The following is a 13,908-nucleotide window of genomic DNA, read 5'->3' as shown; positions in this document are numbered from 1 at the left end:
GCAGCTCACCAGAGGGTATGGTGAGGGTGGAGCATTAATTCAGTCGATTATTTGTAGATAACCGCGGTACCGCTCAGCTTGTTATTGCCGTTAGCGGAGGTAATGGTGTATCCGCTTGCACCGGCCGCTGCCGCTTTCTCAGCCAGTTTGGCTTCCAGACCGTCCAGCGTGGTTGCGCCATCAGCACTCACCACACCTACTTTATTCATGTTCTGTGCCTGAGCAGAAGAAACGGGCTCTACAGCGAAAGCGCCAAAAGACAGAGCGGACAGGGCAACAGCAGCAACAGCATATTTGATGGTTTTCATAATTAATCTCTCGCAGGTTTTTCTGTTAAGGGGACGATGTTCCGTCGATGTGATAAGTATCACGTTTTTTTTTGGCAGATAAAATCGAAGAGAATTGACGTGGTTGCTCAAAAAAATTGAATGACAAATAACTTATTGAATATTAATAAATTCAGAAGGGCAATTTACAGTTCTTGTCGCTCCGGTTTACAGACGCATGATTCATGGCACATTTTGCTACGCGCCTGTTAAAAAATCGTGAGCGTAAAGGAAATCGCTTGCGCGGTGAACTTCGGTAAAGGAAAGTCAACGTAACTGGCTGTCTTTCGATCCTCTGCGATTATATCCTGAATGTGATTTATTCTTTGAATCTTTATTCTGCTGGCAGGAGACGCATAACCGTACGCCGGGCATGGCTTTACGGCGCGCTTCCGGAATCGTTTCTCCGCACTCTTCACATTCCGTTAAACTTTCCCCGCGCGGAATTTCACCGCGAGCACGGGCAACGGCATCTTCAATGGTACTGTTGATCTGTTCGTTAACGGCGTCATCATTCGCCCATCCGGAAGCCATGGCTTATCCTCACGTTCGGTGTGTATCTTATTAATGTGGGGTCAAAAAACGTACAGTCAAGACGGGAGGTGAGAACTGCATCTGTCAGCCAGATGCAGTGGTTCTCGGAAGGGGAACTTATTTATAGATGGTTGCTGTGCCATACATATGGTTATCGCCGCCAGCGGAATTCACCACGAAGCCTTTCGCACCTTCTTCGCGCGCTTTTTCGGCCAGCTTGTTTTGCAGATCGTCAAGGTTACTTGCACGGCTTACCGAGACGGTGCCTGCGGGGCGCAGCTGGCTGGTATCGGTACTTTCGGTCAGTGACTGAACGGCCATGGCAGAAAATGACGCACTCGCCAGCGCGCCAGCGATAACAACAAGAGTCAGGTATTTTTTCATAATCACATCCTCAGGGGGAAACAACAGGTGATTCCCTTTAAGTTTAGAAGCCTGACGAGTGTGATTTAGCGCAAAAATTTGATGATGATCTGCTTATTTTTTGAACGATATAAATTGACAATTCGCTGACAGATCAGCGACATAAAGGTCACTGATTTATGGCGTTTTTTTGCGCACAGCAGAGAGATATTTACCGTTGCTCCCGCACAGGGTATCTTACGCCGCTGTTTAAAGGAGAATGCCATGACTTCCAAGCCGGGATTACACCCGCGAAATCGCCACCGCAGCCGCTATGACATGAAGGCGTTATGCCAGAGCTGCCCTCCGCTGCAGGACTACATCGTGCAGACCCCAGCCGGTGAGCCTTCGGTCAACTTTGCCGACCCGCAGGCGGTAAAAATGCTGAATAAAGCCCTGCTGGCGCATTTTTACGGCGTTACGCACTGGGATATCCCGGAAGGCTTTCTCTGCCCGCCCGTGCCGGGGCGTGCCGATTATCTCCACTATCTTGCCGATCTTCTGGCTGACGATCGTGGCGGCGTTATTCCTCAGCAGGCCACGGTTCTGGATATTGGGACCGGCGCGAATCTGATTTATCCGCTCATCGGAGTGCATGAATATCACTGGCGCTTTACCGGGAGCGAAATTGGCGCTGAGGCGTTTGCCAGCGCGCAGGCGATCATTAATGCCAATCCTGGCTTAAGTCGGTCTATTCGCTTACGCCGTCAGAAAGATGCCGCCTCTATTTTCAACGGCATTATCCACAAGAACGAGCACTACGACGCCACCCTCTGCAACCCGCCATTCCATGATTCAGCGGCTGCCGCCCGGGCCGGGAGCGAACGTAAGCGTCGCAATCTGGGTCAGGCTGAAGATGGCGCGCTCAACTTCGGAGGCCAGCAGCAGGAGCTGTGGTGCGAAGGGGGCGAGGTGGCGTTTATCCTGCGCATGATCGCGGAAAGTAAACAGTTTGCCCGTCAGGTGAAATGGTTTACCACCCTGGTTTCGCGCGGCGATAACCTGCCGCCGCTCTACCGCGCGCTGACCGAAGCCGGTGCCGTGAAGGTGGTGAAAAAAGAGATGGCGCAGGGACAAAAACAGAGCCGCTTTATTGCCTGGACGTTTACGGACGATAACAAACGTCGCAAATAGCACGCCGTCGTAAGCCGGGTAAGGCGAAGCCGCCACCCGGCTCGGTTACAGCGTCGGCTCCTGCGGAGGGAGCGGCGAGGCAGGCGGCGGCAGCACCTGATACGTCTGCACCGGCATACGCACATCCGCCATATCAAAGTGTTTTTTCACCATGCTGTCGAGGGCAAAACGTACCGTCCACTGTTTGAGCGGCTGGGTAGTGAACGACACGCGCAGGGTAAAGGCGGTGTTGGTCAGCCCGACAATACCGGCAAACGACGGCTCGCCAATCACCAGGCCGCGAATATCCTCCATGGCCATCATCTCATCTACCGCATCCCGCAGCGCCTGTTTGGCTTTATCGGCATCTTCATGACGATCGACATCGTAATTTGCCACCACCGAGCCAATACCCCGGACGAAGTTGGCGAAGGTGGTTATCGATGACCACGGAATAATATGGTACGCCCCGGTGTCCTGGCGCACGCCGACGGATCGAATCGACATTCGCTCAACGGTGCCGGTCAGCGGCCCGATGGTCACCAGATCCCCGGTGTTCATGCCGTTTTCAAACTGAATAAAGATACCGGTGATAATGTCCTTCACCAGCGTCTGCGAGCCGAAGGAGATAGCCAGACCCAGCGCACCCGCACCGGCCAGCAGTGGCGCGATATTCACGCCGATTTCCGAAAGCACAATCATAATCGTGATGGTACTGATGATAACCGCCAGCGCGTTGCGGAACAGGGTGAGCAAGGTGCGGGCACGCGCGCTTGGCAGCGGCCTGCCGTGAATGTCAGAGACCAGGCGGTTCTCAATCAGGCTGGCCAGCAGCGTCCAGCCTACGGCAGAGAAGAACAGGATCAGCGCGATACGAATTAAAATATCAACGGTCTTTTCCCCCGCGCCGTTGTGCAGCCAGTTCCAGAAATCGAACAGTCCCCAGGCATTGAGCAGCAGCATAATCGCCACACAGACGGTGAGAATGCGCGCCACCTTCAGTGAAACCGAAAGCCAGCCGTTCACCCGTTTTTGCAGCTCCGGGTAATTGCGCTGGACCTGAGCAGACAAGGTAATGGTTTTCGATAGCCAGCGAGAGAGCAGGCCGGAAACAAAGGCCGCGACGCCAATAATGGCCAGGCTTTTAAACGTGGCACCCATCATAAATTTCAGGCTGTTGCCGGGATCGAACAGCGAGAAGAAGCACAGCACAATGAAGTAAGTGCTGGCCAGCCAGTGCCACACCAGGGCAAAAGCGCGAATAAAGAGGCTAAAGAACGAAAGGGAACGGTCGGCCAGATGCAGCAAGCTCTCGGTGATCGTCTTTTTGTTACGGAAGATGAGGTAGAGCGCCCAGACGGTAATGCAGATCATAATCAGCACATTCGCCAGCGCACCAGACTGGACGTTCACCTGGTTGGAGATAATTGGCACGGCCACCAGCAGACCATAACCAATCAACCCGCTGAGCACGCTCAGACGCAGCGCCCAGTATCTGGCGCTGCTATCCCGAATAGTGAAAGGGCGAAGATCCGGCACGCGTGGGCAAAATATCAGCCGCAGCAGCGCCTTAAAGAACTCAATTACGGCGAAGGCATTCAGAAACAGCGCCTGCTGGAAGGCGATAGTTTTGTTGCCGGTATTCAGCCTGTCGGCCAGCAATTGCCCTGTAAACAACGTCAGCGCCAGCAGCAGTAAATCAATGATAAACGCGGCGGCGATCATCAGCGGCAGATGCAACCAGCTGCTTTTCTGCTGATTCTTCTTGCGACCCCATTGCCCCATTTTTCGGTACAGGGGCCACGCGCACAGGCGCACCAGCCAGTAAAAAATGAAGACGGCGGACGCCAGCAGTAAAAATTGCGTGGCAGCCGCGGTAAACGTACGGGGGTTAAAGGGCTTGTGCGAAGAGCCCATCAGGTTGCGATAGAGCTGGGCAAAGCGCGAGGAGAGGGCATCGGCATAGTGGCGGCTAACCTCAGTCACATTTTCCAGCACCGTTTTTTGCTCTTCTACCGGCGGCGGGGTGATGGTTGGAACGGGCTCCTGGGGCGGTGTGGCGGCAATTTTTCGCAGCTGATCGACTAACTCTTGCCGGGAGGTGTCGTTTTCCAGCACATCGGCAAGGGCACTGTAGGCGGCTTTTTTCTCTTCTGCATCCGGTTCCGATGGAGGCGTTTTTTGCTGCGCAGTGGACGTTCCGGTGGTGACGCCGGGGATAGCAACGGCTATCGATGGCGCACTAAACAAGCTAAGCAACAACAGCAGGATCCACGGCACGGTGCCCTCCGGTGAAAATGTCGAACAAAATGATAAGTATAGAGGGCAGGGAGCGGAGGGCGTGTTTTGGGAACAATCTGGCGTAAAAAAGCCGGGCATGCCCGGCTTTGCATTTCAGAGGTCTGGTAATCAGGAGACGTGCTGCAGAAACTCCTGCAAACGCTGGCTTGGCGGGTTTGCAATCAGCGCCTGCGGGTTACCGTCTTCTGCGATACGGCCTTTATCAATGAAGATAAGGCGGGACGCCACTTTCTCGGCGAAGCCGATTTCGTGGGTCACGATCACCATCGTCATGCCCTCTTCGGCCAGATCCTGCATGACTTTCAGCACCTCGTGGCGCAGCTCCGGGTCGAGTGCGGAGGTTGGCTCATCAAACAGCATCATTTTCGGTTTAACCGCCAGCGCGCGGGCGATAGCCACACGCTGCTGTTGTCCACCGGAAAGTTCAGAAGGGTAGTGGTGAGCACGTTCTGCGAGGCCCACTTTCGCCAGCAGATCTTTAGCCAGCGCTTCCGCCGCCGCTTTGTTGGCACCGCGTACGCGCAGCGGGCCAAACATTACGTTTTCCAGCGCCGTCAGGTGCGGGAACAGGTAAAACTGCTGGAACACCATGCCCGCTTCCTGACGAATCAGACGGTCGTCCACTTTCGGATCATTCACCTTCAGACCATCGACGATCAGATCGCCACTGGTGATCTCTTCCAGCTTATTGATGCAGCGCAGCAGCGTGGATTTACCGGAGCCAGAGGGCCCGATAATGACAACCACTTCACCCTGTTTGATGCTCAGATCGATATTGTGCAGCACCTGGGTTGGACCAAAGTGCTTGGATACGTTTTTAAATTCAATCACAGGATTTTCATCCTTCTTTCAAGACGACGCAGAACGAAGCTAAGAACCAGAGTGATAATCAGGTAGACAACGGCTACCGCACTCCAGATTTCCAGCGCACGGAAGTTGCCAGCAATGATCTCCTGGCCCTGGCGGGTCAGTTCAGCAACGCCAATAACGATGAACAGCGACGTGTCTTTGATACTGATGATCCACTGGTTGCCCAGCGGCGGCAGCATGCGGCGCAGCGCCAGAGGCAGAATTACGTGACGGATGGTTTCGCGACGCGAAAGACCTAACGCCAGACCCGCTTCACTGAAGCCTTTATGAATCGACAGCACCGCACCGCGCGTAATTTCCGCGATGTAGGCACCTGAGTTGATCATAATGGTCACGACGGCGGCGCTGAACGGGTCGATGCGCAGGTCGGTGAAGGCCATTGGCAGGGCGAAGTAGATGAACATGACCTGTACGACAATAGGCGTGCCGCGGATCACTTCGATGAAAACCAGTGCGATGTGGTTTGCAATCCAGCCACCGTAGGTGCGGGCGAAACCGGCGACAAGACCGATAATCAACCCGCCAACCAGACCGAGGACCGAAATCCACAGGGTCATTTTAGCGCCTTCAAGCAAGAGAGGAATGGCAGGCCAGATGGCGCTCCAGTCAAACTGCATGATGTATTCCTGTATACCGTGGTGAAAAACGAAAAACGTAGGCCCGGTAAGCGTGAGCGTCACCGGGCGTTACAAACCTGAATTCAGGTAAAATTATTTAGGCTCGGTACCGAACCATTTTTTGTAGATTTCGTTATACGTGCCGTTCTCTTTCAGGGTTTTCAGCGCGCCGTTAACTTTCGTACGCAGGTCGTCGCTGCCTTTCGGGAAGGCAATACCGTACTGCTGTGCTTCCAGAGACTCACCGACCGCTTTGAACTTACCGTTACCTGCGGTTTTGATGAAATAGAGGATGTTAGGCGTATCGTGCAGAACCGCGTCAGCACGGTTGGTGCCAAGTTCCATATAGGCGTTATCGATGTTCGGGAACTGGCGCAGATCTTTGGTTTTGATGTTCGCTTTCGCGTAATCAACGGAGCCGGTGCCGCTCTTCACCGCCACCACTTTACCGTCGAGATCTTTCACGCTTTTAACATCGTTATTGTCAGCTTTGACCATCACCAGCAGGCCGCTTTTGTAGTAGCCGTCAGAGAAGTCGATCGCTTTTTTACGCTCATCAGTAATGGTGATGCCTGCCAGGGCCAGGTCTACGTTTTTGGTTTGCAGTGCCGGGATGATACCGCTGAAGTCCATTGGCTTCAGGGTGTAATCCAGTTTGAGTTCTTTTGCGATTGCGGCCCACAGATCCACATCAAAACCAACGTATTTATCACCCTGTTTGAATTCAAACGGAACAAACGCCGTGTCGGTGGCTACAACCAGTTTATCGGCGGCCTGAGAAGAGACCGCAAAAGCCAGGGTAAGTGCAGCCAGTGAAACTTTTAATACAGACTTCATAGCATTTCCTTTTATATCCACGGGGCGATCCCCTGCGAGAACGACAGGCACAATGAAAAAATCGTGCCAACTTTACAAGCTGTTGTTTTGCAAAGGGGAGGATGTCATGCATTGCACAATAAACGTGGCAATGATGTCTGATTGCACCAAGGTGGAGCACCGTTTTGGTGCGCGTCGTTTGGCTCAACTGACGGGGAGATATTTAGCGCAAATAATGATGAAAAAACAATCTTCCGTTAACGGTTGTGTGAGGTGATTATTACATTTCTTTCACGTTTGCAGCGTCTCAGTGGAAAAGTGTGCACCATAAATGTGCAAAACCCTCACCGGAGGCGAGGGTTTGATAGAAAATTCGTATGGATTATTCGATGTTAGATTCGATAAACCACAGGAATTGATCCAGGTCGCGAGACGCGGCGGTGAAGATATCCGCAGTATCTTCGTCTTTAGCCTGGCTAATCGCTTTACGCACGTCGTTAGCCACAATCGCATAACGGTCTGCCAGCTCTTTTAGGTGATCCTGAACGGTGTGAATATCCAGCGGATAGCTTTTCAGTGGCGTTTTGCTGTTAATCACCTGCGTGGTACCCAACGCCACACCGCCTAACTGCACGGCGCGTTCGGCCATGGTGTCCAGGTGGGTGACCAGTGCTGTGCGGAAGCCATCCAGCATTTCATGAACGGCAATAAAGTTTGCACCGCGCATATTCCAGTGGGCCTGTTTGGTGATCAGCGAAAGATCGATGAACTGGATCACCTGGCGATTCAGCAACTCAATCGTTGCTTTTTTGTCGCTGTCCGATACATCGTTACGGGTATAAAGCAGATTAGACGCTTTCGTTTTCACCAGTTTAGCGGTACTCATAATCTCATATCCTCTTGATGTTTATGTCCCAGGTAATTACGGAACTAAGTATAGCACCGGATTTTTTCCCTGCGGTTTGGCTGTGCCTATTGGTTTAATAGCAAGAAGGGAGTTGAATTATTAACTGCTTGAACTGTATGGTATTTTTTAAAATTGACACAGATCAATCTTAATTCTCTATTTACCATTAAGGGCGAGGGAAATATGACTTTTCGATGACGAAGAATGTAAGAAATTATAAATAATACAGAACTGGCCTTTATTCTGCATGGCACCGAGGCCATGCAGAATATACGGTATTAGCGGATGTCCACTTTCTCAACTTTTGGCTCAGGGCGCATGGTGAGCGTTGACCCCATCGACGCCGCAATAATGGAGCACAGCGCCAGCGTCTGGGTAAATGTGAGGGTTTCCCCGAGGAATACCATACCGGAGATGGCGGCCAGTGCAGGCTCCATGCTCATCAGGGTACCGAAGATGCGCGTCGGCAGCCGCGTGAGGGCAATCATCTCCAGTGAATAAGGCAGAGCCGTTGAGAGGATGGCGACAGCAAAACCCACCGGCATTACTGACCACTGCCAGATAGAGTCCGTCGCCTGAGCCATACCCAGCGGAACAAAGATGATGGCGGCAATGAGCGAGCCCAGCGCGACGGTCGCCGGGCCGTGCTCTTCGCCAGCGCGCTGACCCGTAAGGATATACACCGCCCAGCAGGCTCCGGCGCCCAGAGCCAGCGCGGCACCCGTCAGGTCGATTTCAGAGACGCTCTGGCCCAGTGGCAAGAGGAACCACAACCCCACAACCGCTAGCACCACCCAGATAAAATCGACAGGCCGTCGGGAGGAGAAAAGGGCCACCGCCAGCGGGCCGGTAAATTCCAGCGCGACGGCAATCCCCAGCGGAATGGTCTGGATAGAGAGATAGAACATATAGTTCATGGCCCCCAGCGCCAGCCCGTAGAAAAGCAGCGGGAGGCGCTGCTCTTTTTTGACGCGCAACCGCCAGGGTTTAAAAATGACCACGAGGATCAGGGTACCCAAAGCGATACGCAGGGCAGTCACCCCCGGTGCGCCTACCAGTGGAAAGAGCGATTTCGCGAGGGACGCGCCACTCTGTATGGACAGCATCGCAATCAGAATTACAGCAACCGGCATCCAGACCGATGACGTGCGGGATATCCCTGGCATCCTTTCTCCTGTCAATTTTTGTCAAATAGGGTAAAAGCCGCAGTGTAATTGAAATATGGCGCAACGGTTGAGCTACTGTTGAAAAAAAACCAGGGAAAATCCGTAAAATGGATAAGCGTTGCTGGTTTTATCGCCTGTCAGATTAGGAATAATCTGGATGAATGTAACGGCGTTGACGCGCAGTATGAGTATTTAGCAACAGAAATCCTTTGTGATTTGAACAAGATAACTGATGCTGGAAACGTTCTGTTACAGGAAAGGTCCCGTTAGACATCACGAATCACAAAGAGTTTCGCAAATTTTTTTGATATATTTAAAACTTACGGATTTACTTGAAGCACATTTGAGGTGGTTATGAAAAAAATTGCATGTCTTTCAGCACTGGCCGCTGTACTGGCTGTTTCCGCAGGTACCGCTGTAGCTGCTACTTCCACTGTTACCGGTGGTTACGCTCAGAGCGATATGCAGGGCGTAATGAACAAAGCTAACGGTTTCAACCTGAAGTATCGTTACGAGCAGGATAACAACCCACTGGGCGTGATCGGTTCTTTCACCTACACCGAGAAAGATCGTTCTGAAAACGGCGCATACAACAAAGGCCAGTACTACGGCATCACCGCTGGTCCAGCTTACCGTATCAACGACTGGGCAAGCATCTACGGTGTTGTAGGTGTTGGCTACGGTAAATTCCAGCAGACCGAAAACCAGGGTCTGAACCGCACAGCAAGCAACAGCGACTACGGCTTCTCCTATGGCGCGGGTCTGCAGTTCAACCCAATCGAAGACGTTGCTCTGGACTTCTCCTATGAGCAGAGCCGTATCCGCAACGTTGACGTTGGCACCTGGATCGCGGGCGTAGGTTACCGCTTCTAATCACTTCGGTGAGCCAGTAAAAAATCCGCCCATGTGGCGGATTTTTTTTTGCATGGTAAAAGCAAAACGGCAACCAAGGGTTGCCGTTTTTAGTGTTTTTTCCCTCTCCTGTGAGAGAGGGCCAGGATGGGGGCATCAGACCGCACAGCTTACTTACTCTTTATATCGAAAATATCCGTACCCAAATGGTTATAGTCAACTTTCTGTAACTTGAAGTTGGTAACGTACACTGGGGGAGCTTTCTTGTTTGAGATAAACGGGTAAGCATTTTTGATCTGCTCTGCTGAAATCCCCGTCCACTGCGAGAAGAACGTCAGGAAATCATTGGCCGAGCGGCGCGCGGTGATAATACGATGCTTCTTGTCATCACTCGATAACACCATAAACGGTACCTGGAAGTTTTGCTGGAATTTATCGTCGTGCGCCAGATACTGCACCTCTTTACCGCGCTCTTTAAACGCCAGCCCGTGATCCGAGAAATAAACCATCGAGAAACTCTCACCCGTATTACGTAGCTGATCGTACAGCTTGCTGAGCAGTTCGTCGGTTTGCGTCATGGTGTACAGATAGCAAGAGGTCTCTTTAGATTGCACAAACTCGGCGTATTTCCCCTGCGTGCGGTCACAGGCCTGAGGGTGCGAACCCATCAGGTGCAGGACGATCAGCTGTGGCTGCGTACGCTGCGTGGCAAAAACCTGTGCCGTCATCTTGAGCAATGCTTCGTCTTTGGTATTTTTATCGGCTTCAAAATCCCCGTTTTTCAGGAACTGCACTTCATCGGCACGCTTCGCGATGCTGGCAATGGCGGTATCGTATTCGCCAATTTGCCCCTGATTAGAGAACCACCACGTCTGAAAACCGGCACGGTTTGCCAGCGTGACAAAGTTATCCTGATACTGTGGTTTGCCGTCGACAACGCGGTTCAGGGTCAGGCCGAGCGATTTCTGCGTCGAGCCGCTGGCCGCAATATAATCGGTAAACAGGGTACCGTTGACGGAGCTGGCGAACGGCGTGTTATCCCAGTGTCCGCCGAACGCGCCCATCGCATCGCGGCGTGCGCTTTCGCCGATGACGACCACATAGGTATGGTACTTCGGCTTCACCGCCAGCACGTTCCAGGTGTCTTTCATATTGGAGAGCTCAGCCATGCGCGCCTGCTCGTCGAGAACTTCCTGGTTATTGACGACAACGTCTTTTACAAAGCGGAACACCGGGTAGCCGGTATCCTTCAGCTTGAACACGCCGCCCCAGGCCAGGTTTTGCACGGGGGTGACAAAGAAGGTCACTACGCTGAATGCCAGGCACAGCGTCTCTATTTTTCCCCACGCTTTTTTCTCATCGGGTTTACGACGCACCGCTATAACGCCAAGCGCAAAAATAAAGAGGCCGACCACGTAGCTGTACCACGGGAAGATCGTCAGGATCTCGGTCGACTCTTCCATGTTGGTCGAGTGCAGCGCCAGCAGGGTATTAAAGTTTGGCGAACCGTAAGCCTGACCAAACGGGAAATAGAGCGCTGCAATCAGGGAGCAGATGCCCACTAACGTTTTTTGCGCGCGCGGCGCGGTACGCCACAGCAAATGCAGAATGCAGGTAAATGCAACGGCATACAGCAGGCTGAAGGGGTAACCCAGCGCAAAGTTAATCAGCAAGGATTGTAAAAAGTAGAATGCCGTCCACGGACTTAAGGCCCGACTGCGGGTAACAACGGTGTCTATCAGGGTTAAATTCATAGGTCACTATCATGCATAAAAACGCCATGTGCTCACCCTGGCGTCAAGGGTCATAACCTGCCTGACAGTGCGTGGAGAGGGAATGAGGGTCCGCTTCAGCGAGCCGCAAATTGTGCAGGGCTGCAAGAAGATAGTGCGAGCGCTAAATAATATCAACCGTTGCTAAGCAGATGTTTTGCGAAGAGGATTGCAAATCCGTAAAAAAAACCGGGAATAGGGCGGCCGGAGGCCAGTTTACAGCGGGAATATGACGGCAAAATGAAGCGGCGTACCGCAACGCCGCTTAGTGGGAAGGTTTGTCGTCCTGATGTGGCTTGTTGTTAAACATATCGCACAGCATGTTCAACAGCATTAAGCGCACCCTGAAGGGGGAGTGAGTAAACACGGTCATACACCTCTTGAATTCGTTCATAAGACCTCCTGATTTTTGATCCCTTCGATCCGTGAAGGGTGACTGCATTACATACAGATATAGCACAGGCTATATTGTATAGCTATGGCTATTTCGTTAATTTTTTGTGCTTGTAGAGGTATGGTTTACAATGTGCGCTCTCGATACCGGGCGCTGGAAGCGTCACCCCACTGAGGAAGTACAATGAACCGTCGCGCAGGTAAGCCAACAATCAGAAAAACGACGCAACTGGTGAATGTGGAAGAGCACGTCGAAGGTTTTCGTCAGGTGCGTGAAGCCCACCGACGTGAACTGATTGATGATTATGTTGAGCTGATTTCCGATCTGATTCGCGAGGTCGGGGAAGCACGTCAGGTTGATATGGCGGCCAGGCTGGGGGTTTCGCAGCCAACCGTTGCGAAGATGTTAAAACGTCTGGCCTCCGTCGGCTTAATCGAAATGATCCCGTGGCGCGGCGTCTTTCTGACGCCGGAAGGGGAGAAGCTGGCGCAGGAGAGCCGCGAGCGCCACCAGCTGGTGGAGAACTTTTTGCTGGTGCTGGGCGTAAGCCCGGAGATTGCCCGTCGGGATGCGGAAGGAATGGAACACCACGTCAGCGAAGAGACGCTGGTGAAGTTTCGTGAGTTTACGCTTAAATATGGTTCCTCCGCTGAATGAAAATCCCTGGACTGCAGGCCCTCACGCGCGATCGCTTCTTTCATCTCTTATTGATTATTGGTGCAGGTTTAAGCCTTTTTGTGCCGTTTGCGCCCCAAGCCTGGCCTGCGGCGATTGACTGGCGCACCATCATTACCCTGAGCGGGTTAATGATGCTCACCAAAGGGGTGGAGCTGAGCGGCTACTTCGACGTGCTGGGGCGCAAAATGGTGCGCCGGTTTGCCACCGAACGCAGGCTGTCGCTGTTTATGGTGTTCTCCGCCGCGGTGCTGTCGACCTTTCTCACCAACGATGTGGCGCTGTTTATCATCGTGCCGCTGACGCTCACCCTGCGTAAGCTGTGCGAGATCCCGGTGAGCCGGCTGATCATCTTTGAAGCGCTGGCCGTCAACGCGGGCTCGCTGTTAACCCCTATTGGCAACCCGCAAAACATTCTGCTCTGGGGACGTTCAGGGTTATCGTTCGCCGCCTTTACCTGGCAGATGGCGCCGCTGGCGCTGGTGATGATGGCGTCGCTGCTGGCGGTCTGCTGGTTTGCCTTCCCGGATAAAAAACTGCAATACCACAGCGGCACAACCGGCCCGCAGTGGCAGCCTCGTCTGGTCTGGAGTTGCCTGGGGCTGTATATCGTCTTTCTGTTTGCGCTGGAGCTGCGGTATGAACTGGCGGGTGTGCTGCTCGTGGCGGCTGGTTTTGTCGTGCTGGCGCGACGCGTGCTGGTGAGCGTGGACTGGACGTTGCTGCTGGTCTTTATGGTGATGTTCATCGACGTGCATCTGCTTATCCAGCTCCCGGTGCTGCAACACGTGCTGCATAGCGTCAGCGGTCTGTCGCAACCGGGGCTGTGGCTGACGGCGATTGGCCTCTCGCAGGTCATCAGCAACGTGCCTTCTACCATTTTACTGCTCAACTACGTTCCGCCGGACTCGCTTCTGGCCTGGGCGGTTAACATCGGCGGGTTTGGTCTGCTGCCCGGCTCGCTGGCCAACCTGATTGCCCTGCGGATGGCGAACGATCGCCGCATCTGGTGGCGCTTCCATCTCTGGTCGATCCCCATGCTGCTCTGGGCTGCGGCGATCGGTTTCGGATTATTCCTTCTCATATAGTGCGCAATTTGTCAGTTTTTCCTGGCAAACGTATAGCAACGTCCTAGTTTTAGTGAACGGCATAGTGTGATGCCG

The 13,908-nt window shown here is 53.0% G+C and carries 15 protein-coding genes; 4 read left to right on the top strand and 11 right to left on the bottom strand.

Going from position 1 to position 13,908, the window contains the following annotated elements; translation table 11 throughout:
• Positions 1 to 47 precede the first annotated feature (47 nt).
• The 3 genes from ybiJ to mcbA all read right to left on the bottom strand — a co-directional run bounded on the left by ybiJ (position 48) and on the right by mcbA (position 1,244).
• On the bottom strand, positions 48 to 308 hold the full coding sequence (gene ybiJ / locus APU11_RS12070) for a DUF1471 family protein YbiJ (RefSeq protein WP_013097471.1): 261 nt from the start codon (positions 306 to 308) through the stop codon (positions 48 to 50).
• 285 nt (positions 309 to 593) lie between these two features.
• Positions 594 to 860, bottom strand: a complete 267-nt coding sequence (locus tag APU11_RS12065; RefSeq protein ID WP_013097470.1) for a DksA/TraR family C4-type zinc finger protein — start codon at positions 858 to 860, stop codon at positions 594 to 596.
• Positions 861 to 977: 117 nt separating this feature from the next.
• Entirely contained in the window at positions 978 to 1,244 is a 267-nt protein-coding gene (mcbA, locus tag APU11_RS12060) for a DUF1471 family periplasmic protein McbA (RefSeq protein WP_013097469.1), read from the bottom strand.
• Between the two features lie 243 nt (positions 1,245 to 1,487).
• Here mcbA and rlmF point away from each other — a divergent pair, with 243 nt between their 5' ends.
• Complete coding sequence (gene rlmF / locus APU11_RS12050) at positions 1,488 to 2,396, top strand: 23S rRNA (adenine(1618)-N(6))-methyltransferase RlmF (protein ID WP_058650920.1); 909 nt, start codon at positions 1,488 to 1,490, stop codon at positions 2,394 to 2,396.
• A gap of 45 nt (positions 2,397 to 2,441) precedes the next feature.
• Here the strand turns inward: rlmF and ybiO are convergent, their stop codons facing one another.
• From ybiO to rhtA, 6 genes are all read right to left on the bottom strand, one after another.
• Positions 2,442 to 4,655: a mechanosensitive channel protein gene (ybiO, locus tag APU11_RS12045; protein ID WP_058650919.1), complete on the bottom strand. Its 2,214-nt coding sequence runs from the start codon at positions 4,653 to 4,655 to the stop codon at positions 2,442 to 2,444.
• 129 nt (positions 4,656 to 4,784) lie between these two features.
• On the bottom strand, positions 4,785 to 5,507 hold the full coding sequence (glnQ, locus tag APU11_RS12040) for a glutamine ABC transporter ATP-binding protein GlnQ (RefSeq protein ID WP_013097465.1): 723 nt from the start codon (positions 5,505 to 5,507) through the stop codon (positions 4,785 to 4,787).
• Complete coding sequence (gene glnP / locus APU11_RS12035; protein WP_003858462.1) at positions 5,504 to 6,163, bottom strand: glutamine ABC transporter permease GlnP; 660 nt, start codon at positions 6,161 to 6,163, stop codon at positions 5,504 to 5,506. Before glnP ends, glnQ begins: the two co-directional genes overlap by 4 nt.
• 93 nt (positions 6,164 to 6,256) lie before the next feature.
• Positions 6,257 to 7,000 carry a glutamine ABC transporter substrate-binding protein GlnH gene (gene glnH, locus APU11_RS12030; protein WP_013097464.1) on the bottom strand — a complete coding sequence of 248 codons (744 nt, stop codon included), beginning with the start codon at positions 6,998 to 7,000 and terminating at the stop codon, positions 6,257 to 6,259.
• Between the two features lie 361 nt (positions 7,001 to 7,361).
• Positions 7,362 to 7,865, bottom strand: a complete 504-nt coding sequence (gene dps / locus APU11_RS12025) for a DNA starvation/stationary phase protection protein Dps (RefSeq protein ID WP_013097463.1) — start codon at positions 7,863 to 7,865, stop codon at positions 7,362 to 7,364.
• Positions 7,866 to 8,164: 299 nt separating this feature from the next.
• Positions 8,165 to 9,052 carry a threonine/homoserine exporter RhtA gene (gene rhtA, locus APU11_RS12020; RefSeq protein WP_058650918.1) on the bottom strand — a complete coding sequence of 296 codons (888 nt, stop codon included), beginning with the start codon at positions 9,050 to 9,052 and terminating at the stop codon, positions 8,165 to 8,167.
• A 354-nt stretch (positions 9,053 to 9,406) separates the two neighbouring features.
• Between rhtA and ompX the strand changes: the two genes are divergently transcribed.
• Positions 9,407 to 9,925: an outer membrane protein OmpX gene (ompX, locus tag APU11_RS12015; protein ID WP_013097460.1), complete on the top strand. Its 519-nt coding sequence runs from the start codon at positions 9,407 to 9,409 to the stop codon at positions 9,923 to 9,925.
• A 149-nt stretch (positions 9,926 to 10,074) separates the two neighbouring features.
• Here ompX and APU11_RS12010 read toward each other — a convergent pair whose 3' ends face one another.
• Entirely contained in the window at positions 10,075 to 11,658 is a 1,584-nt protein-coding gene (locus tag APU11_RS12010; RefSeq protein ID WP_058650917.1) for a phosphoethanolamine transferase, read from the bottom strand.
• A 283-nt stretch (positions 11,659 to 11,941) separates the two neighbouring features.
• On the bottom strand, positions 11,942 to 12,070 hold the full coding sequence (gene mntS, locus APU11_RS12005) for a manganase accumulation protein MntS (protein WP_013097458.1): 129 nt from the start codon (positions 12,068 to 12,070) through the stop codon (positions 11,942 to 11,944).
• 183 nt (positions 12,071 to 12,253) lie between these two features.
• On the opposite strand from mntS, the gene mntR reads away from it, so the two are divergent.
• Complete coding sequence (mntR, locus tag APU11_RS12000; protein ID WP_013097457.1) at positions 12,254 to 12,727, top strand: manganese-binding transcriptional regulator MntR; 474 nt, start codon at positions 12,254 to 12,256, stop codon at positions 12,725 to 12,727.
• The gene (locus APU11_RS11995; RefSeq protein WP_058650916.1) at positions 12,724 to 13,833 is read left to right on the top strand and encodes an anion transporter; all 1,110 of its coding nucleotides are present in this window, start codon (positions 12,724 to 12,726) and stop codon (positions 13,831 to 13,833) included. Before mntR ends, APU11_RS11995 begins: the two co-directional genes overlap by 4 nt.
• Positions 13,834 to 13,908 lie beyond the last annotated feature (75 nt).

It is taken from the genome of Enterobacter sp. 50793107, assembly GCF_001463365.1.
Classification (GTDB): Bacteria; Pseudomonadota; Gammaproteobacteria; order Enterobacterales; family Enterobacteriaceae; genus Enterobacter; species Enterobacter cloacae.
Note: the sequence above shows the minus strand (reverse complement) of the source record. Positions and strands in the feature narration are given on the sequence as shown.

Bases quoted from the DNA above. Each gene is read 5' to 3' on its own strand.
- ybiJ (WP_013097471.1), bottom strand. From the start codon at position 308: ATGAAAACCATCAAATATGCTGTTGCTGCTGTTGCCCTGTCCGCTCTG.
- APU11_RS12065 (WP_013097470.1), bottom strand. From the start codon at position 860: ATGGCTTCCGGATGGGCGAATGATGACGCCGTTAACGAACAGATCAAC.
- mcbA (WP_013097469.1), bottom strand. From the start codon at position 1,244: ATGAAAAAATACCTGACTCTTGTTGTTATCGCTGGCGCGCTGGCGAGT.
- rlmF (WP_058650920.1), top strand. From the start codon at position 1,488: ATGACTTCCAAGCCGGGATTACACCCGCGAAATCGCCACCGCAGCCGC.
- glnP (WP_003858462.1), bottom strand. From the start codon at position 6,163: ATGCAGTTTGACTGGAGCGCCATCTGGCCTGCCATTCCTCTCTTGCTT.
- glnH (WP_013097464.1), bottom strand. From the start codon at position 7,000: ATGAAGTCTGTATTAAAAGTTTCACTGGCTGCACTTACCCTGGCTTTT.
- dps (WP_013097463.1), bottom strand. From the start codon at position 7,865: ATGAGTACCGCTAAACTGGTGAAAACGAAAGCGTCTAATCTGCTTTAT.
- rhtA (WP_058650918.1), bottom strand. From the start codon at position 9,052: ATGCCAGGGATATCCCGCACGTCATCGGTCTGGATGCCGGTTGCTGTA.
- ompX (WP_013097460.1), top strand. From the start codon at position 9,407: ATGAAAAAAATTGCATGTCTTTCAGCACTGGCCGCTGTACTGGCTGTT.
- APU11_RS12010 (WP_058650917.1), bottom strand. From the start codon at position 11,658: ATGAATTTAACCCTGATAGACACCGTTGTTACCCGCAGTCGGGCCTTA.
- mntS (WP_013097458.1), bottom strand. From the start codon at position 12,070: ATGAACGAATTCAAGAGGTGTATGACCGTGTTTACTCACTCCCCCTTC.
- mntR (WP_013097457.1), top strand. From the start codon at position 12,254: ATGAACCGTCGCGCAGGTAAGCCAACAATCAGAAAAACGACGCAACTG.
- APU11_RS11995 (WP_058650916.1), top strand. From the start codon at position 12,724: ATGAAAATCCCTGGACTGCAGGCCCTCACGCGCGATCGCTTCTTTCAT.